The organism is Glutamicibacter bergerei, from assembly GCF_054495185.1.
This window is the reverse complement of sequence record NZ_CM137131.1, coordinates 3,007,231-3,028,896: the sequence shown is the minus strand read 5'-3', so window position 1 is coordinate 3,028,896 and position 21,666 is coordinate 3,007,231. Positions and strand designations below refer to the sequence as shown.

The window sequence follows — 21,666 nt, the reverse complement described above, 5'->3', positions numbered from 1 at the left end:
TGCAAGTGATAGATGCTGGTGGGTGTCGGTAGAAGGCCGGCGCGAAAAGTGAGTAGGCTTGTAATATGGCTTTCCGAAATCGTCGCGCTGCGGCCCTCCCAGCAAAATTATCCCGTTCGTGGCTTCTGGTTAACGCTGCCAGAGAAGAAGACTTCGGACCCGGGTTAGCTTGTGAAGCTGATTCGGTAATTTTTGATATGGAAGCAGCAGTTCCAGATAACAAGAAAGCCTTCGCCCGCGACAACGTGGTGCGCGCACTTTCCAACGGCATGACCGCCTGGGTCCGTGTCAACGGTACAGACACCGACTTCTGGGCAGATGACCTTGCGGCGTTGTCTGAAACCCCAGGCCTACGCGGAGTCATGCTCGCAATGACCGAAAAGCCAGAGCAGGTCACCTACACCGCAATGCGTTTGCGTGCAGGTACCCCGGTGCTCGCGCTGATCGAAACCGCCGTAGGTATCGAAAACGCCACCAACATCGCCTCGGCTCCGGGTACTTTCCGTTTAGCCTTCGGTGTTAATGACTTCCGTAAAGACACCGGTGTCTCTGATGACCCGATGGCGTTGGCCTATGCTCGCGGAAAGCTCGTGATTGCATCCCGCGTGGGTAAGCTGCCAGGCGCCATTGACGGTCCACCACCTGCCGGCGCAAATGCTGCCAAAGTTACCGAGGAAACGCTGGTCACCGCTTCCATGGGTATGACTGGGAAGCTTTCCCTATCCAGCGCACACGTTGATGGTATCAACGCTGCACTAGCTCCAAGTGAAGACGAGCTCTCCTGGGCCATGGAGCTGCTCGAAGCACACGCCGCGGGCGCCTCAGTGGGCGATGGTTCGTACTTGCCTCGACTGGCTCGTGCTCAGAAGATTGCCGACCTAGCCGACTCTTACGGACTGTGGAACGCCTAGAGCTCATACGCAATACAGCACTGGCTGGCATACACCTCGCGGTGAATGCCAGCCAGTGCTGTATCTAAGCCAAATCGATGGCCGCGATGGCAACCTGTAAGGTTGCCATCGCGGCCATCGATGTTAATTATCGGGAGTGCATCCGGAGCCTAGCGGATCGGATCCGGATCCTGCGCTGCCTGGTGAGCGCCACGGTTCTTCGAAGAGCCAATCACGTCACCGGCCTTCCACTCTGCCCAGCCTGGACGGGCGGACATGAAGTTCTCAATTTCCGCCTTATTGGCTTCCAGCTTCGGATCATTCTTCAGGTACCAGCGGGTTTCGCGAGCCACCATACCGGAGAGAATTAGCAGACCGATCAAGTTCGGCAGTGCCATCAAACCGTTCATCATGTCCGAGAAGTTCCAGACAGCGGTCAGCTCGGTGGTGCAACCTACGTAAACGACCAGTGAGAAGACGATGCGGAATGGCATGACCAGCTTGCGACCGAACAGGCGCTCGATATTTCGTTCACCGTAGTAGCACCAGCCAAGGATGGTGGAGAAGGCGAACATGACCAAGCCAATGGTGACGATCCAGTGGCCCCATTCACCTGGCAGGCCGTTAGTGAAGGCCTCGCCGGTCATCAGCGCAGCGGAGATCTGTTCACCGGTTGCCTCATCGACCAGCTTCCAGGAACCGGTGGTGATGATCACCAGACCGGTGCAGGTAACCACGATGATGGTGTCAATGAAGGTCTGGGTCATGGAAACCAAGCCCTGACGTACTGGGTGGGTGGTCTGCGCCGAAGCGGCAGCGATAGCAGCCGAACCCATACCGGACTCGTTGGAGAAGATACCGCGAGCTACACCGAACTGAACGGCGATGATGATTGCCGAACCGGCGAAGCCGCCGACTGCCGAGGTGCCGGTGAAGGCATCGGTGAAGATCTCACCGAATGCAGCAGGAATGCCAGATACGTTGGAGATGAGGATGTAGATCGCAGCTGCCACGTAGAAGACGATCATCACTGGAACGAAGCCAGCGGTGACTCGACCGATGGACTTGATGCCACCGACAAGAACAGCGATGGACAGTACGGTCAGAATGACGCCGGTAACCCATGGGGTGACGTTGAATGAGCTCTCAAGGTTAATCGCGATCGAGTTGCCCTGAGTCATGTTACCGATGCCGAAGCAGGCTAGGGTCGCGGCGATGGCGAAGAACAGTGCCAAGAACTTTCCGAAGGGACCCTTGATGCCGCGTTCGAGGTAGTACTGTGGACCGCCGGACTTTTCGCCAGCTGCGTCAGTTCCACGGAAGCGAACGCCCAAGTAAGCTTCGGTGTACTTTGAAGCCATACCGACTAGGCCGGTAACCCACATCCAGAATAGTGCGCCCGGTCCACCAATGCCGATGGCGGTAGCAACACCCACGATGTTACCGGTACCGACAGTGGCAGCCAATGCCGTGGTCAGTGCCTGAAACTGCGAGATATCGCCTTCAGCTTCGGCGTCTTTGCGCTTGAGTAGGCCCAGACGAAGCGCTGCCGCAAGTTTGATGAACTGCAAACCGCCCAAGCGGATGGTCAGATACAACCCGGTGCCCAAGAGCAAGGGGATGAGGACAAACGGCCCCCAAATAACCGAGGAGATATCTCCGAAGAGTGTTCCCAAAGCGTCCATGAGTTCTAGATCCTTCGATGCGAGTGATTGATGATGATGACTGCCATTCGAAGTGACATTGTGAGTCATCATACGTGATGCTGAGAGTCAAGTCACAACCGTTGTTTCGTGTCGCACCAACGGGATTAAAAGTGAATTAAAAGATGTCCCCGCGTCTAAAAACTGACGCGGGGACATCTAAGCGTTCGCGGCTAAAGGGAAGCGAACTTAATCGTGGAAGTGCCCAGACCATCGATGCTAGTTTCGAGCAAGTCTCCGGCCTTCAGCCATGGGCGGCGCCCATGCTCGTCACGTCGGCCCAAGGCCACCCCGGCGGGGGTGCCGGTGAGGATCAAATCGCCAGGCTGCAACTCATTGATGACCGATAGGTAGGAGACTAGTTCGGCCGCGGAGAACACTAGATCGTCGGTGGAATCTTCCTGAACTACCTCACCGTTGACCTTCGTGGTGATCTTCGCGCCCGCGCTAAATTCATCGGAGGTGACCAGCCATGGGCCCACTGGAGTCGACTTGTCCCACGCCTTACCCTGCAACCATTCGGTGGTTCGTCCCTGGAAACCGCGCATGGAGACATCGTTGGAAACCGCATAACCAGCAATATGTGCTGCCGCGTCTTCGACGGAGATGCGCCGGCCGGCGGTACCGATGACGATGGCGAGCTCACCTTCGTAATCCATGCGGTGGTCCTCGGCAGGGATTTCTACAGTGTCATTTGCTCCGCATAGCGTGGAAGCGAACTTTGCGAAAACCGTAGGGAACTCTGGTTCCTCGGCACCCACCTCGGCTATGTGGTTACGGTAGTTCAGGCCTATGCAGTACACCTTGGCCGGGTTGGGGATCAGCGGGGCATAATCGGCCTCGGCTTCGGCAATCGAGTCACCGACTAAGGCTCGTGCGACGACTTCTTGCTGGGTTGGGTCATCGAGGCGAAGGAACTTCTGAATGTTCGACAAGTTTTCCAGGTAGTACAGTCTGCCATCTTCAATGACGGCGGCCGTTGTTAATCCGGGTTCGGTGGTCAGTCGCACGGTAGCTAGTTTCATGTTTCTATCTCACTACATTCGCACCGTCTTGGCTAGCATGTTGCGCCATGCAGATAGGCCAAAACGACACTCATATCTGACCAAGTCAGCAGAAGATTTATCAAAATGATACCGAACGATGAGTGCTAAGGCCGGTAAACTTGGGGCGAATGCTGAGTATAGGTATCTATTCCAGCTCAGTGGATGATACGAAACTAAAGTGAAGCAGGTCTTAATGTGGGTGACTTTTTCGGCGAAAGATATCGCCAAATTCTATTCGCCTCCTGGCAGCATTTGTGGCTTGTAGCCCAATGCCTCGTCTTGGCGACAATCATTGCGGTGCTGATCGCCGTGCTGGTGTATCGCAGCAAATCGTTGGCCGGTTTGGCCAATGGCATTAGTGCAATTGGGCTGACCATCCCGTCCTTTGCACTGATCGGTATTCTTATCGTTCCTTTCGGCTTTGGTGTTTTACCGGCGGTGATCGTCGTGACGTTCTTCGCGGCCCTGCCAATTCTGAGAAATGCCATCGTGGGACTAAACAACATCGAACCGACGGTCGTTGAATCGGCGAAGGGCATCGGCATGAGCCGCATGAAAACCCTGATCTCCGTCGAACTGCCCATGGCCTGGCCCGTGATCTTAACCGGCGTGCGCATCTCAGCGCAGATGGTTATGGGTGTGGCCGCTGTTGTCTCCTACGCGCTGGGCCCTGGGCTTGGCGGGTATATCTTTTCGGGCCTATCCCGGCTGGGTGGTGCAAACGCCTTAGAATCTGTCGTCACCGGCGTGGTCGGTGTTGTCATCTTGGCGCTCATTCTTGATTTGATCTTGCTCGGCGTTGGCCGACTGACTATCCCGCGAGGTATCCGTGTCTGAAAATAAAGTCGAAACCAGTACCGAACAGAACGTCACCGGAGCGTCGATCATGCTCCAGGAAGTCACCAAGACTTACCCGGGACAGAAAAAACCCGCGGTTGGCGGCCTGACTCTTGAGATCCCTGCAGGTTCCATCGTGATGTTTGTTGGTCCCTCGGGCTGTGGCAAAACCACAACGCTGAAAATGATTAACCGGCTGATCGAGCCGACCTCTGGCGAAATTATCATCAACGGAGAAGACGTGACAGAGATGGACGGCGACGAACTGCGCCGCCGTATCGGGTACGTCATCCAGGCCGGAGGCCTCTTCCCGCACATGACCGTGGCTACTAATATCGCCATGGTGCCCAAGATGCTGGGTTGGTCTAAAGAAAAAATTGCGGCCCGCGTAGATGAGCTGCTTGAACTCGTGTCGCTTGACCCTGAGCTCTACCGCGATCGCTTTCCGAAGGAGCTTTCTGGTGGACAGCAGCAGCGCGTAGGTGTGGCCCGTGCCTTGGCGGCTGATCCACCGGTGCTATTGATGGATGAGCCATTCGGCGCGGTGGACCCGATCACCCGTCAGCGTTTGCAAGACGAACTGCTCAACATTCAGTCTGAGGTTCAGAAAACCATTGTTTGTGTGACCCACGACTTTGATGAGGCTGTGAAGCTGGGAGATTGGATCGCGATCTTCAACGAAGGCGCGCAACTGGAGCAGTACGATTCCCCGGAACGTATTCTGGCTAACCCGGCCAGCGAGTTCGTAGAAAACTTCATCGGCTCCGGTGCCGGACTGAAGCAGCTGACGCTGACTCGCGTGAACGAGGTGGAACTCTCCGAGACAATCACTACCACCGCAGGAAAGAATGCCTCGGATGTACTGTCGCAATTGCAAGGTGCCGGCCGCAAGTACGTAGTGGTACTCGATTCACGCGGACGTCCGGTGCGCCGTCTAAATCGCCGTCAGCTTTCTCGTGCGGAAATCATCGATGGTACTTACGATCCGGATTTGCCGGTAGTCGGTGAGCAGGCAACGCTCAACGATGCGTTGGACACCATGCTTGTTGCCAGCACGGAGTCGGCTTTGGTTACCGGGCGGCGCGATGTCCTCAAGGGAATCATCACCGTACAAACGGTCATGGAAGCGATCGCTGCCACTAACTCCAACATGGATGGGGACCATGACGCCCCGGTGGGATTGAACTCTGGTGCAATCAACTTGCGAGATATCCAGTTGGATAGTCAGCAATCTGGTGGTGAGACTTCGTGAACGCAGAAAAACGCGGACTGATTTACCAGTTGTTAGGTATCGCGGCAGCTTTCGGAATCTTGGTGATTTGGCTGGTTAACGCCAACCTCACCGAGACGGAAAGGCAAACGCTGGACCCGGCAACAATCTGGGGGTACACGAAGGAGCACCTAGAAATCACGCTGATTTCAGCGGTGATCGTTCTGATCATTGCGATTCCGCTTGGTGTCATTCTCACCCGTCCTGCTTTTCGCAAGGCAGCACCCGTGGTGCGCGCAATTGCAAACTTTGGCCAGGCAGCACCGGCCATTGGTGTAATCGTACTTCTGGCTTTCTGGCTGGGATTCGGCCCCGTCACGGCAATTGTCTCCTTGGTGATTTATGCGATCCTTCCGGTACTCTCGAATACCATTGTCGGCTTACAGCAAGTTGATGAGCGGCTCGTAGAAGCAGGGCGCGGTATCGGAATGAGCCAATCTGCGGTCCTCTTCAAGGTGGAGCTACCGCTTGCGGTTCCGGTCATGCTTTCCGGAATTCGAACCGCTTTGGTACTGCTCGTTGGTACGGCTACTTTGGCGACCTTCATTAATGGTGGTGGACTAGGAATTCTCATCACCACCGGGGTGAACCTGAACTTGAACGCGGTGTTGATTGCCGGTTCGCTGCTGGTTGCACTACTTGCGCTGACCATCGACTGGCTGGGGCGAGTCGTGGAACAGGTCGCGCGGCCGAAAGGACTCTCATGAATCGCAAACTGAAATTTGGGGCCCTATCCTTCGCAGCGCTCATTGGCTTGACCGGGTGTGGGCTGAGCCCGGCAACCGGTACGGTGCCAGATGCTAATCCCGGGCTCATCAAAGCAGATCAGTCGCTGGACAAAGACGCCAAGGTGACTGTCACCTCGAAGTCCTTTACCGAACAATTGCTCTTGGGCAAGATTACGGTGATCGCATTGGACGTTGCCGGTTACAACGTCACGGACCTGACTAACGTGCCAGGCTCACAGCCAGCGCGTCAGTTATTGCTTTCGGGAGATGCCAGCGCATTGTGGGAGTACACGGGAACTGCCTGGCTGACCTACCTCGGGCATGAAAAGCCCATCGTTGGCGCTGATAAGCAGTGGCAAGCGGTGCATGATGAGGACGTAGCCAATGGGATTGTGTGGGGTAAACCAGCTCCGTTGAACAACACGTATGCCATGGCCATGAACCGCGAGGTGGCCGATCGCTTGGGCATTACAAAGCTTTCCGAGATGTCCAAGTTGGATTCAAAAGAGCTGACCTTCTGCGTTGATCCGGAGTTCAACTCGCGTCGTGACGGTCTAACTCCAATGCTTGAGCATTATGGGATGAAGCGCGGAAGTCAGGTCAAGGAGGACAACGTTGGCCTTTATGATGTGGGCGCTATCTACCAGGCGACAGCAGAAGGGGCTTGCAACTTTGGTGAGGTTTTCACAACCGACGGGCGTATCAAGGCGCTGGACCTGACGGTTTTGGAAGACGATAAGCAATACTTCCCAAGTTATAACGCGGCACCTGCGTTCAACGCGGAATTCTTGGAAAAGAATCCTGGCGTTCAAGATGTCATGGCGCAGATTGCACCGTTGCTGACCGACGAAGTTCTGTTGGACCTGAATTACCAGGTGGACGTCGAGGGGCGCGAACCGGCTGACGTTGCCTATGAATGGATGCTGAACGAGGGTCTAATAACGGCTCCGTAAGCAACAAGCTGACAAGCGACCGCCACCAGAGAAATTCTCTGGTGGCGGTCGCTTGCTGTTAATCCGATCGAATTAACGCTCTCACAGAGTTCATGCACAGTTGGTTCTTTCCGGCCTTGTGCGCTGAAAAGCTGGATACGTTGCAAACAAGGATTTCTAAACACCCTCGCGGGTACCAAGCTCGCCGTCTACTTCGTCGGCAAACTTGGTGGTCTTGGCGGTGCTTGGAGACTCTTCCTGCCAGGTAGCTTCAAGATCTGCTGCTAGTTCGGCTTCTTGCTCTTGTTTGTCTGGGATGTTCCGGTGGGTGCTCATGTACTCATACTAGCGAGCAAACTCGGACGAGATAAGAGTTTTACAAAGAATTTTTGGAAGTTAAATTACTAGTCAGATACTGGTTTTTGGAAGCATTAGTGGGAGAGAAGAAAATTTCTTGCACTAGGTGGTTGACGCTTCAACTTAACTAGTGCAATACTTGTATCAGCAAAACAAATTGAAACGTCAACTACATGATTGGCGTCGAGGAAAAGGATTTGAAAATGACTTCAACTGCAACTTCACCACTGACCGCCGGTACCTGGAACCTGGACGCTTCGCACTCCGAAATCGGTTTCTCGGTTCGCCACGCGGGCGTTTCCAAGGTCCGCGGCAGCTTCGAGGAATTCGACGCAACCTTGAACATCGGTCAGAGCCTGGCAGAGTCTTCGGTAGAAGCTACCGTGCAGATCGGCTCGATCAACACCAAGGACGCCAACCGCGACGGCCACCTGAAGAGCGGCGACTTCTTCAACGCCGAAGAGTTCCCAACGATGACCTTCAAGTCCACCGAGGTCAAGGGTGATGACGAAGAGTTCGTACTGGTTGGCGAGTTGACTCTGCGCGGTGTTACCAAGCAGGTTGAATTCAAGGCTGAGCTTGGCGGCCAGGTAGTTGACGCTTTCGGGGCAACCCGCGCAGGCTTCTTTGCCTCGACCACCATTTCCCGCAAGGAATTTGGCATCACCTGGAACGCTGCACTCGAAGCAGGCGGCGTCTTGGTCAGCGACAAGGTAAAGATCGAAATCGACGCATCGTTCGTCCTGCCAACCGCAGAATAAGTTTCCCGTATCCATCCATGGGGAATGGATAAGGGCCGATACAGGCAAAGCCCCGGTAGCAACACATCACGTGTTGCTACCGGGGCTTTGCTGGTTAATACCTCGCGCGATGGGCTAGTAGTAGCTCGGATCCATCATCGAGGCCCCGGCAAACGAGAACGCCATGACGATCACAAAAATGATGTATAGAACGCCGATAATTCCCAAGATCGTTCCGATCCATCCGGTCACCTTACCCACGGTGGCATCGGTGTTAAACTCTCGTTCTGCCTTCTTGGCCTTGATGATCGCTAGTGGGCCCAAAATGATGCCCACAACAAAGAGCGAGATGATCCCCAAGATCATAGAGGTCTGTGCGAGCTGCGCTCCCTCAGCCTGTTGAGGGTTGTATCCATACGGCGGGTATCCCGGTGCTGCGCCGAACTGTTGGTTCTGACCAGGGTACTGATTCGGATATTGATTCGGATACTGGCCCGAGTACTGCGGAGGCTGTCCAGAAGTGCCGGAGTTGTAAGGGTTGGTCGGTTCGTTATTTTCGGTGCTCATGGGTGACCCCTAAATTTAGAAAGAATGATCTGTTGCTCAAGCGATCTGTTGAGCGCTTACAAATTGGATCCGTATATCGAAGCTGGAATCAGGAACAGCATGAGTAAGAAATAACCAATGATAGCGAGCACCTGGAGCGCTCCGAAAATCAGGCCGATCAGCCCGGTGACCTTACCTACCGTAGCCTGAACGCCAAAATTTCGTTCGGCTTCATTGGCTTTGAGGATCGCAATCGGGCCAAGGATGACGCCGACAACAAAAAGCGAGAGTATCCCCAGAATCATCGAAGTCTGAGAGAGAGCAATTCCCGGATTCTGCGGCGGGTAACAACCGTATTGCACGGAGGCAGGCTCTTGAAAACCCGGCTGCGATTCCTGTGGCGCCTGCGACATTGTGCTCGGCCTCCTCTAGCCCATCTGATTCTCCTCTAATGCTATGCCAGCGTCATGAATTCCACGCTCTGCGGACTCATTTCTATAATTAAAGATCATGACTTGGGCTTCATTCTTGGCATACCTCGGGGTATGCGTGATGGTTACTCTTTCGCCAGGGCCAGATACCTTCCTCGTGCTCCGGTTCTCGCTGGTACGCCAATTCCACGGTATTCTCGCGGCCCTGGGTATGGTAACGGCTATCTTTGCGTGGGCCGCTCTAGCTGGAGCCGGTGCGGCCTCGGTGATGCAGAGCTATCCGGCAGTTGAATCCGCTATCGCCATTCTTGGTGGACTGTATCTGATCTATCTTGGAGTGTCTGGCTTCCGCAAATCCCGCGCCGTAGCGAAAGCGGACAATGCGATTGCGCGCACCGAAACACGAAATATTCGAGCTAACTCCGGGCAGAGGCAAACATCCCGGCAGGCATTTATAGCGGGAGTTCTTTCCGCGGCGCTGAATCCGAAACTCGGGTTGTTATTTCTGGCGATGCTGCCAAGTTTTATCCCCAAAGATTCAAATACGTTGTGGTGGGGGATGGGGTTGGGGGCGGTCTTTGCCGTGGTCGGCTTCCTCTACCTACTGATTCTGAGTACCGTCGCTTCAAAAGCAATGCATTGGTTCAAAAAACCAGAGATCACTCTGCGTCTCGAAATGGTGGCCTGTGCAGCGCTGGTCATCATGGGTGCTGGTGTGCTGCTCAGTGCCCTGCTCTAGTTTGAGCGCTTCGAGTACCAGTGCGCATGCAGCCAGGTGGCGACGGCTACCAGCAGGATGCTCAGCCAAAAACCTATCGTGAAAATCTGCGAGAACTTTCCTTGCTCTGCAAGGTCTGCCGTCAGATAGGTGGCTACCGAAGCCCCGAAGAATAGGGCAAACACAAAGAAAGAAACCGTGGTGGCACGAGCTTGGGGCGCTACCTCGGTGGCCCAGCCCTGCATGGAGGAGTGCATGATGGCATTTGCGGCACCTATCAGGAAAGCCGTGACCGTATAAGACCCTGCAGAGGGCAACACCGCGGAAGGTGCAAAACTCAGGATCAGGATGACCCCGCCGATTCCGATAAGCCAGGTGCGTGAAAATCTCGGCACGAGCAGCCGCATAAACCGTGCACCAAGAATCACTCCTACCGCAAATCCACATCCCAGCACGCCGGAGAGCCAGATGCCCATCCCGACGCTTTGCAATGCGGGAACAATATAGGTCAAAAATCCCATCAGGAGCCCGCCTTCGAGGAAGACCACCGCGTAGAGCAGTAAGTTCTCCCGGCCAAATGCGGCTTTGAAGTTCATGGTGGTGTGCTCGCGCTGGGGTTCTTGAACTTGGCGCAGTGACAAGAGGGCAGCTGCGGCTCCAGCGGCAGGCAGCAAAAAGACTAAACGCCAATCAAGGGAAGTGGCTATCGCACCGGCTACAAGGGTCGCCAACGTGGTGCCCAAAGACGAAAAGATCTGCAGATCCGAGAGCCCGCGGGCCTTGGCCATTCCCACGCGTGTATCCCCGAGCAGGGTCAGCAACGTGGGATAAAGGGCGCCGAACATCAACCCGGTCAACGAGCGGGCGATCAGCAGGGCAAAGTAAGAAGTGAATAACGTACTAGCGATCGCGCCGAGGATGGCACCGAATAATGCCCAACGAAGCACCGTCAAGCGGCCGAACCGATCGCTCAGCAGTCCCCAAAGCGGCTGTCCCAGGGCATAAAGCAAAGAGTAACCGGCCACAAGTTCTACGGCTTGAGACAGCGACAGCGCGGTACTCAATGACAGTGCCACGAACATCGGTGGCGTGGCGTAGCGGTCGAAGAAAGCTAAAAAACCAACAAAGCGCAGTGCCGAGTCGGGCAGCTGCCGAGGTTCCGCAGCTGGTGACTTGCTCAATATTTTTCCTACCGTCGAACCCATTACCTATGATCACCCTATGCTCTCAAGGGCGGGCCGAGCCATTCGCGGTGCTGGCATGCTCCGAGCCGCCAGATGACGACTCGGAGCATGAGTAGAGCTCCAGTCTTTAGGCCTGAACCAGCGCAGGGTTCATGAAGGCGCTAAAGAATTCGGTGAGTTCTCCGGTCGCGGTCAGGGGAAGAACCTGAGCCACATACTGATCCGGACGAACCACCACTAACGCACCGTGCTCACGATTCACTAAGCGGGCCTCGAAGATCTCTTGGCCATCTTCAAGCTCCGAGCAGTAGGCCTTTTCATAGTCGGTGAGCTGCAAGGAACCGACCCTTGGCAAGAGCACCGCAGGTAAGTGCGCCACCGTCGTCTCGGTGTGCGAGCCTTGGAAAATTCCCTTGAGATCAAAAACCGAGTCTATGGCGGAACCCGGTGCGGTGAACATCTTCAGCGGTGAGCGTGCGTCCTGGGCCAAGAATTCCATGAGTGCGTCGAACTTCGGTGACTGCCCGGAGGCATCGTGATCCGCGAATGCGTATAGGCGCCAACGGCCGTCTGCCTTGGCGGTGTGGCCCAAGCCAATCTGGCGGGCATCCGCGATCCTGGTGACTGGCGATGAATAAAAGCGTTCGCCAACCGGGAAGCCTGCGGCCAGAGCCTGATCTTCAGTATCACCGGTGAGCAGCGACCTTGTGTATTTTGTTCCAAACCCGGCGGTGAAACGCCCGCCCTGAACAAACTGCGCCTGAACTTCTTCCGGATCCATTCCGCCAGCCTCCGGATGATTGGGGTCCTTCGGAGCGGTGGACATGGTCTTGGACCACTTGGTATCAAAATCGATCAGCTCTTGCGCAATGATCTGACGTTCCTGAGAATACGTGCGCAGTAGGCAGTGGGGGCTTTGTCCACGAAGTACCGCGGCGAGCTTCCAACCAAGGTTAAATGCGTCCTGCATGGAAACGTTCATACCCTGTCCGGCCTTAGCCGAGTGGGTGTGGCACGCGTCCCCAGCGATGAAGATGCGCGGCAACGCATCCTTGGGCGACTCGGCGTTCACGTTATCAAAGCGGCTGGCCAGACGCTGGCCCACTTCGTAAACGGACCACCAAGCGATTTCTTTGATCTCTAGGGTGTAGGGATGCATGATACGTCGTGCGGTGTCGATGAGCTGCTCCGAGGTGAAGCGGTTACGAGCCTCGCGGTCCGCGGGGTTAAGTTTGCCCAAATCCACGTACAACCGAACCATGTGCCCGCCTTCGCGGGGGATCAGCAGGATGTTCCCTCCGTCCGCTGATTGGATGGCAGCTTTAAAACGAATATCGGGGAAGGTGGTGGTGGCAAGTATGTCCATCACTCCCCAAGCATGGTTTTTGGCGTCGCCTTCGAGCTTGATGCCCAAGGACCGGCGGACAATTGACCGAGCACCGTCCGCGCCGACAACAAACTTGGCGTTCACGGTGAACTCTCCGCCGGCTTCTCCGCCGCGACGCAGCTGCGCGCGCAGCGGGTAATCACCGTGTCCGGTGTCTTCCACGCTCAGTAGCTCCACCCCGTAATGAGGTGCAAGACGGCTGGGGTTTTTACGCATTTTCTCGAAGAGGAATTCTTGCAGCCGCGCTTGATTAACAATCAGGTGCGGATATTCGCTCAGTCCTTCGGCGACGTCTTTCACCCGGCCGCTGCGTGAGATATTTTCACGCTGGTTTTCATCCGGGCGCCAGAAGACCGTCTCGTTGACCGCATAGGCTTCACGAATCAACCGGTCCGCAAGCCCGAAGGCGTTAAACATTTCAACGGTTCGGCACGCGACGCCGTCGGCGTGGCCGAGCTTGAGCGGTTCGGCGTTGCGTTCCACGATCAGGGTGGTGATCTCTTCGAATTCGGAGAGCTGCGCCGAAAGTACCGCACCGGCCGGTCCGGTACCTACTACGAGAACATCAACTTGCGTCGGGAGAACCTCGGAGGACGCCTCCAAGGTGAGGGCTGGCCGAACTTCCGGATCCCCGGGGCGGTATCCATTTTCGTAGTACTGCATGGTGCAACTCCTGAAATTTGTGTGCTGAACTCCTCTTGAGATTAGTGTTCCAAGGCACTCGAAGCCATGAAGTTCTGCCTTGCGGAACAGCACCGGGTTCCGGACTTCCGCTGGGCTTATGCAGGCCCCGGCGGCAAGCCGTAAAATCAAAGTCATGCAGCCAAAAAAGCCTCGACGTAAGCCGCCGGCGTATCCCATCGAATCGGTGGATAACGCCTTGGCGTTGATCGAGTTACTCCGCGATTTCGGTGCGCTGCGGTTAAGCGATGCTGCCGTAGAACTCGGAGTTTCCCGGTCAACCGCCCACCGGCTGCTGGCCATGCTGGTGTACCGCGGATTTGCGTCCCAGGATGCCGCTCAGCGATATATTCCAGGCCCGGCACTCGGGGTTGCACCGGCAGGCATGTCTTGGACCGCCGAACTACGCCAACGAGTCTTGCCGCAGATGAAGGTGCTGTCTGCGGGACTCGACGAAACGGTGAACTTGATGGTTCGTGCCGGAACCCAGGTGAGGTTCTTGGCTACGGTCCAAGGCTCACGTCCATTGCGGGTGGGGGACCGTCAAGGTGAGGTAATGGACGCGCATTCGGCCTCGGCCGGTAAGGTGATTCTCGCCCAGCTGGGTGAAGCTGCGGTTCGTGAGCTGTATGTCCGGGAATCAAAGATTTCGCAGAAGCCGCTGGATGAAAGCTGGTTTGCCGGCCTGGAACAAGATCTTCTGACCGTGCGGAACACCGGGTTTGCAGTGAACTTTGAGCAGACCGAAGCTGGCACCAACGCGCTGGGTGTGGCGCTGTGTGACGGGGTCGGTGACGTGATTGCGGGCTTGAGCGTTTCAGTACCACCAGTACGATTCCGGCAGGCTTATGACTCGGGGTTGGTCCAAGCTGTCTTTGAATCAAAGAAAAACATCGAAGCAGACCTAACGGACTTCATAGCAGGGCATTAGGACAAGAAATATAGGCCGGGTCTTGGAAAATGTTCCACGGAGATCCGTGTAGAACGGCGTATCGGCAAAGCATCGATCAGACCCTATTTCTCCTTCGTGCCATCGGCAGCTCGTAGCGGCGCGTCTGGCGTTGTTCTTGTCCCTCTGGCCAGCAATTCGATGCGCTCGCCGCTGGTGGGGTCTTGGAATCAACTCTCTGTAGCCAACTGCAGCTCTGGGCAAGACGTACGGTGGTGTTGCAATTTCACGCTGCGATCGGCCAGCATCGTGGAATCCTCATCATGGGTTACTAGCATTACGGCCAGTCCGCGGCGCACCTCGGAACGCAGGATCTCGTGGATCAGCGTGCGGCTGGTGGAGTCCATGGAAGCCAGCGGTTCATCAAGCAGTAAGACGCCCGTATTTTGTACCAGCCCTTGTGCTACTAGGACTCGCTGGCGCTGGCCGCCGGAGAGCTCATTAAAATTCCTCGCCTCAAAGCCCGTCAGCTCGACGCGTGCGAGGGCGCGGCTTACGTGCTGGTGTCGCTGTTTTCGAGTGATTTTTGACCGCCAGGTCCCCATGGCTACGACATCCCCCGCCGTCAGTGGCAGTTCTGCCGGGACCGCTGGGCGTTGGACGACCAGGGCCACCGGGCAGGATCGTTCGACCAGTCCGCGATCCGGCGTCATTGTCCCGGCCATAAGTTCTAGCAGGGTAGATTTTCCCGACCCGTTTTCACCGGTGATGGCCACCATTTCTCCAGCTCGAATCGAAAGCGACACGTCTGAGAGAATTTCACGGTTTCCGTAGGAGAAGTAGAGGGAATGAGTGAGTAAGCGGGTATCGGAGCTAGTCATGTTCCGAGTATAGCAATTGATAATGATTCTCATTTAAGGTTAGTCTTCTCTGTGTGCTGACAAATCCTTTCTCTCCTGACTTTATGGAACGCGCCCTCATCGGCGGCAGTCTAGTGGCTATCATCTGTGCCATCGCCGGGACATGGGTGGTCATTAGGGGCATGGCATTTTTGGGTGAAGCCATCGGTCACGGGCTGCTTCCGGGAGTCGCTATGGCTACCGTTCTAGGTTTCCCGGTCATGCTCGGTGCCGGAGCCAGCGCGCTGCTCATGACGGCTCTGCTGAGTGCGCTGCAACGGCGAGGAAAATTATCTTATGACACCAGCATCGGCTTGGTCTTTGTTGGAATGCTCTCGGTAGGCATCATCGTGGTCTCGCATTCGAAAAGTTTCGCCACCGATGCCACAAGCATGCTCTTTGGAGATATTTTGGCCATTGGGATGTCAGACCTGTGGACGCTCACCGCGGCGCTAGCGGTGAGCCTGGTCATCGCTAAGCTGTTCCACCGGAATTTTGTTGCCGCAGCCTTCGACGCTCGAATAGCGCAGAGCCTGGGATTAAGGCCGCAACTTGCCCAAATCATGTTGGTTGGGCTGGTTGCCCTGGCGATCACCGCATCATTCCGTGCCGTGGGAACCCTGCTGGTAGTGGGGATGCTGCTGGCACCGGTGGTTGCGGCTAAACAATGGATGGTTCGAATCCCGGCACTGATGGTGCTCGGCGCCGTCTTCGGAATGCTGTCGGTGTTCGGCGGCCTTTTGATTTCCTGGTATGCCCAAAGCGCGGCCGGACCCTCCATCGCCTGCACCGCCATACTCCTTGCCGGTCTCTCTGCGCTGCTCCGCCGGGCAACGAGGGGTTTTACCAGGTCTGCACCCGCAATCAATGAACTAGAAAGTGCTCGATGAAATCCACTAAATACGCGGTAGTTCTTGGGCTGGCCGCCAGTCTCTTGCTCACCGGATGCCTCCCATCTGGTGCCACAGAAGAATCTCAACAGCCAACCAACGAACCGGCAGCCGGGCATGGAGCTGTCGAAGGCGCCCGTGAAGTCGCCGAAGCACCACTGCACCTAGCAACGATCGATAAGCGCGGGTCAGCCGGGATGTTTGACCTGCTCAACGAAACCGAATCAAGTCTTGACTCGCTGGAAGAGGTGAGCGCTTTGCAGACCGATGGGCGGTACCTCTTCGCCTCCACGGCCGAAGGGCTCACGATTTTAGACAGCGGGGTGTGGAGCTGGAACCACACCGATCATTTCCATTTCTATCGGGGAACCGCACGGAAAATCGGAATCCTGGACAACGCACCCAAGGCAGTAGTCACCGGCGGACCGCTCTCCACGGCGGGCAGCACGGGAGTGTACGTTCCGGCCACCGGTGAAGGAATATTGCTGGATAACGCCCGGCTCGCCAACGGTGAAATCAGTCAACGCTTCACCACCCACCATGCTCCTCACCGGGGTTTGCTGGCGCCCCTAGGCGACGGAGCCATCTCCAGCCAGCCCGGGCAGAAACCGGCAGACATGCGCGTGCAGTATTTGGATGCAACCGGCGAACCAGTCGCCGGCGCGTCGGCTCAATGCGCTGAGCCCGCCGGAGCCACCGCCACGGTGGCCGGGCTGGTGATCGCCTGCGCCCAGGGGTTTTTAGTGGCCACGGAAACAGCAAATGATTCGGCGAAGTTTGACCTGGTTCCCTACCCGGCCGGGACCAAAGCCGGTGACCGCGCAGAGTCGCTGGAACACCGCAAAGCCCGCCCCGCAGTTGCGGGTGTGGCAGGAGATCACGGAGCGTGGGTACTGAATACGCGTTCGCTGCAGCTGCAACGGGTTTTGACCGAGCACAAACTGTTGCGAGTCTCCGCAGTAGGGGATTCACCGGGGCACATTGTGGCTCTTGACGACCGCGGACGAGTACTGGTCTATTCAACAACCACCGGTCAGAGCGTGGGCATCACCAAAGAACTGCTTCCACGCACCGTGAAGGACCCAGAGGCGCTACGCGGAGTCAGCCTGGAAACCGATGCGCAACGCGCCTACGTTAATGCGCCGAGCGAAAACAAGATCTATGAAATCGACTTCGCGGACTCGGCCCGCATCTCCCGCACCTTGGCACCTGAAACCTCACCACATTGGATGACCCAGGTCGGAAATTGAAAGATCAAAAGATGGCAAACGTAACGAAGGTATTAGCACTTGTGCTTTCCGGGCTTTTACTACTCACCGGATGTGCGGGCCAAGGACAGCAAGAACAAAAACCGAGCATCGTGGTCACCACAAATATCTTGGCCGACGTGGTGACAAATCTGGTAGGGGAGCAGGCAACAGTCCACACCCTGATGCCGCCAAACGTTGATCCGCATTCCTTTGAGATCTCCGCCCAGCAGGCAGCTTTGCTGCAGGACGCGGATCTTGTGGTTTCCAATGGCCTGAACCTGGAGGAAGGGCTAAGTCGGCAGCTCACGGCCGTTGGCGAGGAGGGAGTCAACCACTTTGTGGCCACCGATCATATCGAGCTACTGAACGTGCCCGGGACGAACGGGGCAGCGGACCCGCATTTCTGGACTGACCCGGCACGGGTTGTGCAGGTAGTCGACGCCTTGGAGAAGGACCTTAAACAGATCCCTGGAATTTCAACTGGGCCACTGGATGCGGCCACGGGAACTTACCGCCAGAAACTTGAAGACCTCGACGCTCAGATGCTCACCGCGTTCTCCGCGATCCCACCGGCGCAGCGGCAGATCGTGACGAACCATCACGTTTTCGGCTATCTGGCAGAGCGGTTCGACCTCAAAGTGATTGGCGCGGTGATCCCTTCGGGGAGCACCCTCGCTTCGCCGAGCGCTGCCGACCTGGCCTCGCTCAGCGGCGCGATCCGTGAAGCTCAGGTCTCCGCAATTTTTGTGGAGTCGGCACAGCCCGACAAATTAGCGCGAGCCCTCGCCAGCGAAACGAAAATCGAGGTGAAAATCGTTGATCTTTACACCGAATCACTATCCATGGCGGGCCAAGGTGCCGAGTCGTACCTGCAGATGATGCAGGCGAATACCGAACAAATCAGCCACGCACTACGCGATTAACGCGTAGCCATGAAGGGAAAAATGAAAAAGAAAAATCATCACCTCATCACCGGTACCGTCATTCTGACGGTCCTGGGCCTGGGCGCCACGGCTTGCGGGGCCCAGGGTGACGCCGCGGCGGAAGAACTGACCGCGCCTCGTGTCGCCGTGGGCTACGCCAACGGGGTTTCGGTACTGGATGGGGAGACCCTAGAGGTCATCAAAAGCTTTGATACCGAGGAATTCACCCGGCTGAATTCGGCAGGGGACGGACGCAACTTTCTGCTGACCACCTCGGCCGGGTTCCAAGTTCTGGACGCAGTCGCACCGGCGCTGCGACAGAGCGTTTTCGGAGCAAGCGCTGCCGGACACGTGGTCCCGCATGCGGGAAAGACCGCGCTCTTTGACGATGGTACGGGTGCCACCACCCTCTTTGAGACCGTGGAGCTGTCGAAAAGCACAGACCAGCTGCCCGAAACCAAAACCATTACTTCACCTGCGCATCATGGTGTTTCGGTGGCCCTTGACGATGGATCGGTGCTGACCACCATCGGAGATGCCACCGCACGCAGCGGGGTGAGGCTCGTGGACGCCCAAGGCGAGGAGACCGCACGGAATACCGATTGCCCGAACGTGCATGGTGAAGGAATGACTGGCCAGGGCCGCGCGGTCTTTGGCTGCGAGGACGGGGCTCTGATTTACGCGGATGCTAAGTTCACTAAGTTGAAAGCACCAGATGCCTACGGGCGGATGGGCAACGCCTATGTGTCGCCGACCAGCGAACTGGTCATCGGCGATTACAAGGATGACCCCGACGCGGAAGGAACACTGCTTGACCAGATCGTCCTGATCGATGCCGCCAAGCAGACCTCCAAGGTGGTCGGCTTACCTCAAGGCGCGGAATACACCTGGCGGGGGATAGCGCGTGGACCGCAGGATCTGGGTTACTTGCTGGGCATGGACGGTAAGATTCACGTGATCGATCCACGCAGCGGGAAGATTACCCGTGACTTTAAGGTCATCGAGCCGTGGGAAGACCCTGCCCAGTGGCAGGATCCGCACCCCTCGCTGCGTATCGATGGAAATACTGCCTACGTGGCTGACCCGGCAACCAAGTCCATCCATGCGGTAGATCTGGCTACCGGTGAGAAGAAGTCCTCGGTGCAGTTGGAGCACGCACCGAATGAAATGGCCCTCACCACCAAGTAGGCGGCGGGGATTAAAAGATTCATGGCCGGATCCCCTTGGAAGTTCAGGAACGGGATCCGGCCATGAAGGCTTCTCGCGGTGCGGTGTGGACTACAGTCCGCGCACCAGCAGCACGTCCAAGGTACGTGGGCCGTGTACCCCTTCAACACGCTCCAACTCGATATCACTGGTGGCCGAAGGGCCGGAGATCCAAGTCAGTGGGCGAGTGATGGTCAACCGCACCATGGCCTCGGGAAGCAGCCGCACAATGCTGGAGACCGGAACGATGCACAGGTGATGATCCGGAACCAGCGAGATTGCACGGCGGCCCTGGTTAGGTTCGCCGTCCAGGATGATGGTTCCGGATTCGGCAATGGAAACCTGTGAGGAGGTCACTACCGCGCTGGTCGCATCCAGCTGTGCCACGCTCAAACGTGCACCGGGCGCATCGGGGATCTGGGTGATGCCCGTTGGCAGCTCGGAGAGCCAGCGTTGTTCCAGCCCGTGGGGGTAAACGACCGAGTTGGCATCCTTGAGCTTCGCCGCCACAAACTCTGGAATCTGCGCGGAGTTGATGACCTCAACACCGGCCTTGTAATCGATTAGGCGGTCAACGAGCAGCTCGATCAGTTCTTCCTCGGGCATCTGGGAACTGGTGCGGTATTCGCGCGGAGTTTCCTCGGCGACCGGTGCGTCCGATAGCGCCGAGCGGATGCGGCTAAGGATTTCTTCTTTGGCACTCACTTGGACTCCTTCTGGTCACTCCACCAGTCGCGGAAAGACTTATTTGGCGGGGCTGGGATATCGCGGCTCTGGGTCCAGCCCGCTGCGATACCAGGAAGCTTCTTGATCTTCTTATCCTTGCCGGCCATCAGGCGGCCCAGCGGCAGTGCCTTTTCCAGCAGGCCAATATTCTTGCCCTTGCCCAGCGCCCAGGAGCCGCCCTTCATCAGCAGGTCCATCTGGGTCGGGATCTTGTGCGTCTCGCGCTTGGTATCCACATCTTCGCCACGCAGGTGGACCAGGATTTCGGGGATGTTGATCTTCACCGGGCAAGCGTCATAACAGGCCCCGCATAGGGAGGAGGCGTAAGGCAGCGAACCGTTGTCCTCGGCCTCGATGCCGGTCATCAGCGGCGAGAGGATCGCGCCGATGGGGCCCGGATAAGTTGAACCGTAGGCGTGGCCGCCGGTGCGCTCGTAGACCGGGCAGACGTTCATGCAGGCCGAGCAGCGGATGCAGTTCAACGCGGTGCGCCCAAAACGGTCCGACAATGCGCGGGTGCGTCCGTTGTCCAGCAGCACGATGTGCACGTTGCGCGGTCCATCATCGGCGCTCGCGCCGGTCCACAACGAGGTATACGGGTTCATTCGCTCGCCGGTGGAGGAACGCGGAAGCAGCTGCATGAAGACTTCCAGGTCTTCCCACTGTGGCAGGACCTTTTCGATACCCATCACGGTAATCAGGGTTTCCGGGAGGGTCAGGCACATCCGTCCGTTGCCTTCGGATTCCACTACGCCTAGGGTTCCGGTGTCTGCCAGCGCAAAGTTCGCACCGGAGATGGCGACCTTGGCGGCAAGGAATTTCTTGCGCAGGTGGGTACGCGCGGCGTCGGCTAGCTTGCTGGGATCATCGGTGAGGTTTGGGTCAACCTCCGGCATTTCCTGCAAGAAGATATCCCGTACCTGGGTGCGGTTCTTGTGAATCGCCGGAACCAGGATGTGGCTTGGCTTGTCATGACCCAGCTGGACAATCAGCTCGGCGAGGTCGGTTTCGAAAGCGGAGATGCCTTCGGTTTCCAGGTGCTCGTTAAGGCCGATTTCCTGCGTGGCCATGGATTTGACCTTGACAACCTCAGTGGAACCGGTGTCCTTGACCAGCTGTGTGACGATCTTGTTCGCCTCGGAGGCGTCACGTGCCCAGTGGACGATGCCGCCACGGGCGGTGAAGTTCTTCTCGAACTGCAATAGCAGCTCTTCGAGGTTGGCCATGGCGTTGTTCTTGATGGCCGCGCCCGCATCGCGCAGCTGCTCCCAGTCGGGAAGTTCGCCAACAACCTTCAAACGCTTGTCGCGAATGGTGTGGGTTGCGTGGCGCAGGTTCTTGCGCATCTGGGTATTGCCCAATTCGCGATGTGCTGCCTGCGGGAATGGTTCCTCTTCAAAGAGGTTTCCATGACCGGGGGCCGGCATGCCGAG

General features: G+C 56.9%; 22 protein-coding genes. 12 read left to right on the top strand and 10 right to left on the bottom strand.

All coding sequences use genetic code 11. The features are described from left to right. Positions 1–65 precede the first annotated feature (65 nt). The gene (locus ACX5K5_RS14060; protein ID WP_443462387.1) at positions 66–911 is read left to right on the top strand and encodes an HpcH/HpaI aldolase/citrate lyase family protein; all 846 of its coding nucleotides are present in this window, start codon (positions 66–68) and stop codon (positions 909–911) included. Between the two features lie 149 nt (positions 912–1,060). Here the strand turns inward: ACX5K5_RS14060 and ACX5K5_RS14055 are convergent, their stop codons facing one another. Beyond that, positions 1,061–2,575: an alanine/glycine:cation symporter family protein gene (locus ACX5K5_RS14055; protein WP_096254849.1), complete on the bottom strand. Its 1,515-nt coding sequence runs from the start codon at positions 2,573–2,575 to the stop codon at positions 1,061–1,063. A 191-nt stretch (positions 2,576–2,766) separates the two neighbouring features. Then, a complete protein-coding gene (locus ACX5K5_RS14050) occupies positions 2,767–3,618 on the bottom strand; it encodes a fumarylacetoacetate hydrolase family protein (protein WP_096254850.1) in 852 nt (283 codons plus the stop codon). Between the two features lie 216 nt (positions 3,619–3,834). Between ACX5K5_RS14050 and ACX5K5_RS14045 the strand changes: the two genes are divergently transcribed. The 4 genes from ACX5K5_RS14045 to ACX5K5_RS14030 are packed head-to-tail and all read left to right on the top strand — an operon-like array spanning position 3,835 to position 7,427. Continuing rightward, positions 3,835–4,476, top strand: coding sequence for an ABC transporter permease (locus tag ACX5K5_RS14045; RefSeq protein WP_096254851.1), 642 nt, complete (start codon positions 3,835–3,837; stop codon positions 4,474–4,476). Beyond that, the gene (locus tag ACX5K5_RS14040) at positions 4,469–5,728 is read left to right on the top strand and encodes an ABC transporter ATP-binding protein (protein ID WP_459174566.1); all 1,260 of its coding nucleotides are present in this window, start codon (positions 4,469–4,471) and stop codon (positions 5,726–5,728) included. The genes ACX5K5_RS14045 and ACX5K5_RS14040 overlap by 8 nt, the downstream gene beginning before the upstream one ends. Then, positions 5,725–6,453 (top strand): ABC transporter permease, encoded by a 729-nt coding sequence (locus ACX5K5_RS14035; RefSeq protein WP_096254852.1) that lies wholly within the window; start codon positions 5,725–5,727, stop codon positions 6,451–6,453. Before ACX5K5_RS14040 ends, ACX5K5_RS14035 begins: the two co-directional genes overlap by 4 nt. After that, a complete protein-coding gene (locus ACX5K5_RS14030; protein ID WP_096254853.1) occupies positions 6,450–7,427 on the top strand; it encodes a glycine betaine ABC transporter substrate-binding protein in 978 nt (325 codons plus the stop codon). The genes ACX5K5_RS14035 and ACX5K5_RS14030 overlap by 4 nt, the downstream gene beginning before the upstream one ends. A gap of 156 nt (positions 7,428–7,583) precedes the next feature. On the opposite strand, the gene ACX5K5_RS14025 is transcribed toward ACX5K5_RS14030, so the two are convergent. Then, positions 7,584–7,742: a hypothetical protein gene (locus ACX5K5_RS14025; protein WP_170947760.1), complete on the bottom strand. Its 159-nt coding sequence runs from the start codon at positions 7,740–7,742 to the stop codon at positions 7,584–7,586. 224 nt (positions 7,743–7,966) lie between these two features. Between ACX5K5_RS14025 and ACX5K5_RS14020 the strand changes: the two genes are divergently transcribed. Further along, positions 7,967–8,524 (top strand): YceI family protein, encoded by a 558-nt coding sequence (locus tag ACX5K5_RS14020; protein WP_096254933.1) that lies wholly within the window; start codon positions 7,967–7,969, stop codon positions 8,522–8,524. A 114-nt stretch (positions 8,525–8,638) separates the two neighbouring features. Here ACX5K5_RS14020 and ACX5K5_RS14015 read toward each other — a convergent pair whose 3' ends face one another. Both ACX5K5_RS14015 and ACX5K5_RS14010 read right to left on the bottom strand, forming a co-directional pair. Continuing rightward, positions 8,639–9,070, bottom strand: coding sequence for a DUF4190 domain-containing protein (locus ACX5K5_RS14015; protein ID WP_096254854.1), 432 nt, complete (start codon positions 9,068–9,070; stop codon positions 8,639–8,641). A gap of 56 nt (positions 9,071–9,126) precedes the next feature. Further along, positions 9,127–9,462, bottom strand: a complete 336-nt coding sequence (locus tag ACX5K5_RS14010) for a hypothetical protein (RefSeq protein WP_096254855.1) — start codon at positions 9,460–9,462, stop codon at positions 9,127–9,129. Between the two features lie 97 nt (positions 9,463–9,559). On the opposite strand from ACX5K5_RS14010, the gene ACX5K5_RS14005 reads away from it, so the two are divergent. Next, complete coding sequence (locus ACX5K5_RS14005; RefSeq protein ID WP_346059479.1) at positions 9,560–10,219, top strand: LysE family translocator; 660 nt, start codon at positions 9,560–9,562, stop codon at positions 10,217–10,219. Here the strand turns inward: ACX5K5_RS14005 and ACX5K5_RS14000 are convergent. Both ACX5K5_RS14000 and ACX5K5_RS13995 read right to left on the bottom strand, forming a co-directional pair. Then, a complete protein-coding gene (locus ACX5K5_RS14000; RefSeq protein WP_229676940.1) occupies positions 10,216–11,379 on the bottom strand; it encodes an MFS transporter in 1,164 nt (387 codons plus the stop codon). The two genes, ACX5K5_RS14005 and ACX5K5_RS14000, sit on opposite strands and share 4 nt — an antisense overlap. Positions 11,380–11,509: 130 nt before the next feature. Beyond that, complete coding sequence (locus ACX5K5_RS13995; RefSeq protein ID WP_188683180.1) at positions 11,510–13,432, bottom strand: FAD-dependent monooxygenase; 1,923 nt, start codon at positions 13,430–13,432, stop codon at positions 11,510–11,512. 154 nt (positions 13,433–13,586) lie between these two features. On the opposite strand from ACX5K5_RS13995, the gene ACX5K5_RS13990 reads away from it, so the two are divergent. Beyond that, positions 13,587–14,381, top strand: a complete 795-nt coding sequence (locus tag ACX5K5_RS13990) for an IclR family transcriptional regulator (RefSeq protein WP_346059478.1) — start codon at positions 13,587–13,589, stop codon at positions 14,379–14,381. 188 nt (positions 14,382–14,569) lie between these two features. Here ACX5K5_RS13990 and ACX5K5_RS13985 read toward each other — a convergent pair whose 3' ends face one another. Further along, entirely contained in the window at positions 14,570–15,220 is a 651-nt protein-coding gene (locus tag ACX5K5_RS13985; RefSeq protein ID WP_346059477.1) for a metal ABC transporter ATP-binding protein, read from the bottom strand. A gap of 53 nt (positions 15,221–15,273) precedes the next feature. Here ACX5K5_RS13985 and aztB point away from each other — a divergent pair, with 53 nt between their 5' ends. From aztB to aztD, 4 genes are read left to right on the top strand one after another with little or no spacing between them, the layout of a single operon-like run. Continuing rightward, on the top strand, positions 15,274–16,128 hold the full coding sequence (aztB, locus tag ACX5K5_RS13980; RefSeq protein ID WP_346059476.1) for a zinc ABC transporter permease AztB: 855 nt from the start codon (positions 15,274–15,276) through the stop codon (positions 16,126–16,128). After that, entirely contained in the window at positions 16,125–17,378 is a 1,254-nt protein-coding gene (locus ACX5K5_RS13975; RefSeq protein WP_096254860.1) for a YncE family protein, read from the top strand. Before aztB ends, ACX5K5_RS13975 begins: the two co-directional genes overlap by 4 nt. Positions 17,379–17,389: 11 nt before the next feature. After that, the gene (locus tag ACX5K5_RS13970; protein ID WP_188683173.1) at positions 17,390–18,301 is read left to right on the top strand and encodes a metal ABC transporter substrate-binding protein; all 912 of its coding nucleotides are present in this window, start codon (positions 17,390–17,392) and stop codon (positions 18,299–18,301) included. 21 nt (positions 18,302–18,322) lie between these two features. Beyond that, positions 18,323–19,489, top strand: a complete 1,167-nt coding sequence (gene aztD, locus ACX5K5_RS13965; protein WP_459174565.1) for a zinc metallochaperone AztD — start codon at positions 18,323–18,325, stop codon at positions 19,487–19,489. 90 nt (positions 19,490–19,579) lie between these two features. Here the strand turns inward: aztD and ACX5K5_RS13960 are convergent, their stop codons facing one another. Continuing rightward, positions 19,580–20,212, bottom strand: coding sequence for a LutC/YkgG family protein (locus tag ACX5K5_RS13960; protein WP_188683169.1), 633 nt, complete (start codon positions 20,210–20,212; stop codon positions 19,580–19,582). Continuing rightward, positions 20,209–21,660 (bottom strand): LutB/LldF family L-lactate oxidation iron-sulfur protein, encoded by a 1,452-nt coding sequence (locus tag ACX5K5_RS13955; protein ID WP_382411740.1) that lies wholly within the window; start codon positions 21,658–21,660, stop codon positions 20,209–20,211. The genes ACX5K5_RS13960 and ACX5K5_RS13955 overlap by 4 nt, the downstream gene beginning before the upstream one ends. Positions 21,661–21,666 lie beyond the last annotated feature (6 nt).

Coding starts and splice junctions, on each gene's coding strand:
- ACX5K5_RS14060 (WP_443462387.1), top strand. CDS start 66: ATGGCTTTCCGAAATCGTCGCGCTGCGGCCCTCCCAGCAAAATTATCC.
- ACX5K5_RS14055 (WP_096254849.1), bottom strand. CDS start 2,575: ATGGACGCTTTGGGAACACTCTTCGGAGATATCTCCTCGGTTATTTGG.
- ACX5K5_RS14050 (WP_096254850.1), bottom strand. CDS start 3,618: ATGAAACTAGCTACCGTGCGACTGACCACCGAACCCGGATTAACAACG.
- ACX5K5_RS14030 (WP_096254853.1), top strand. CDS start 6,450: ATGAATCGCAAACTGAAATTTGGGGCCCTATCCTTCGCAGCGCTCATT.
- ACX5K5_RS14025 (WP_170947760.1), bottom strand. CDS start 7,742: ATGAGCACCCACCGGAACATCCCAGACAAACAAGAGCAAGAAGCCGAA.
- ACX5K5_RS14020 (WP_096254933.1), top strand. CDS start 7,967: ATGACTTCAACTGCAACTTCACCACTGACCGCCGGTACCTGGAACCTG.
- ACX5K5_RS14015 (WP_096254854.1), bottom strand. CDS start 9,070: ATGAGCACCGAAAATAACGAACCGACCAACCCTTACAACTCCGGCACT.
- ACX5K5_RS14010 (WP_096254855.1), bottom strand. CDS start 9,462: ATGTCGCAGGCGCCACAGGAATCGCAGCCGGGTTTTCAAGAGCCTGCC.
- ACX5K5_RS14005 (WP_346059479.1), top strand. CDS start 9,560: ATGACTTGGGCTTCATTCTTGGCATACCTCGGGGTATGCGTGATGGTT.
- ACX5K5_RS13995 (WP_188683180.1), bottom strand. CDS start 13,432: ATGCAGTACTACGAAAATGGATACCGCCCCGGGGATCCGGAAGTTCGG.
- ACX5K5_RS13990 (WP_346059478.1), top strand. CDS start 13,587: ATGCAGCCAAAAAAGCCTCGACGTAAGCCGCCGGCGTATCCCATCGAA.
- ACX5K5_RS13985 (WP_346059477.1), bottom strand. CDS start 15,220: ATGACTAGCTCCGATACCCGCTTACTCACTCATTCCCTCTACTTCTCC.
- ACX5K5_RS13975 (WP_096254860.1), top strand. CDS start 16,125: ATGAAATCCACTAAATACGCGGTAGTTCTTGGGCTGGCCGCCAGTCTC.
- ACX5K5_RS13970 (WP_188683173.1), top strand. CDS start 17,390: ATGGCAAACGTAACGAAGGTATTAGCACTTGTGCTTTCCGGGCTTTTA.
- aztD (WP_459174565.1), top strand. CDS start 18,323: ATGAAAAAGAAAAATCATCACCTCATCACCGGTACCGTCATTCTGACG.
- ACX5K5_RS13955 (WP_382411740.1), bottom strand. CDS start 21,660: ATGCCGGCCCCCGGTCATGGAAACCTCTTTGAAGAGGAACCATTCCCG.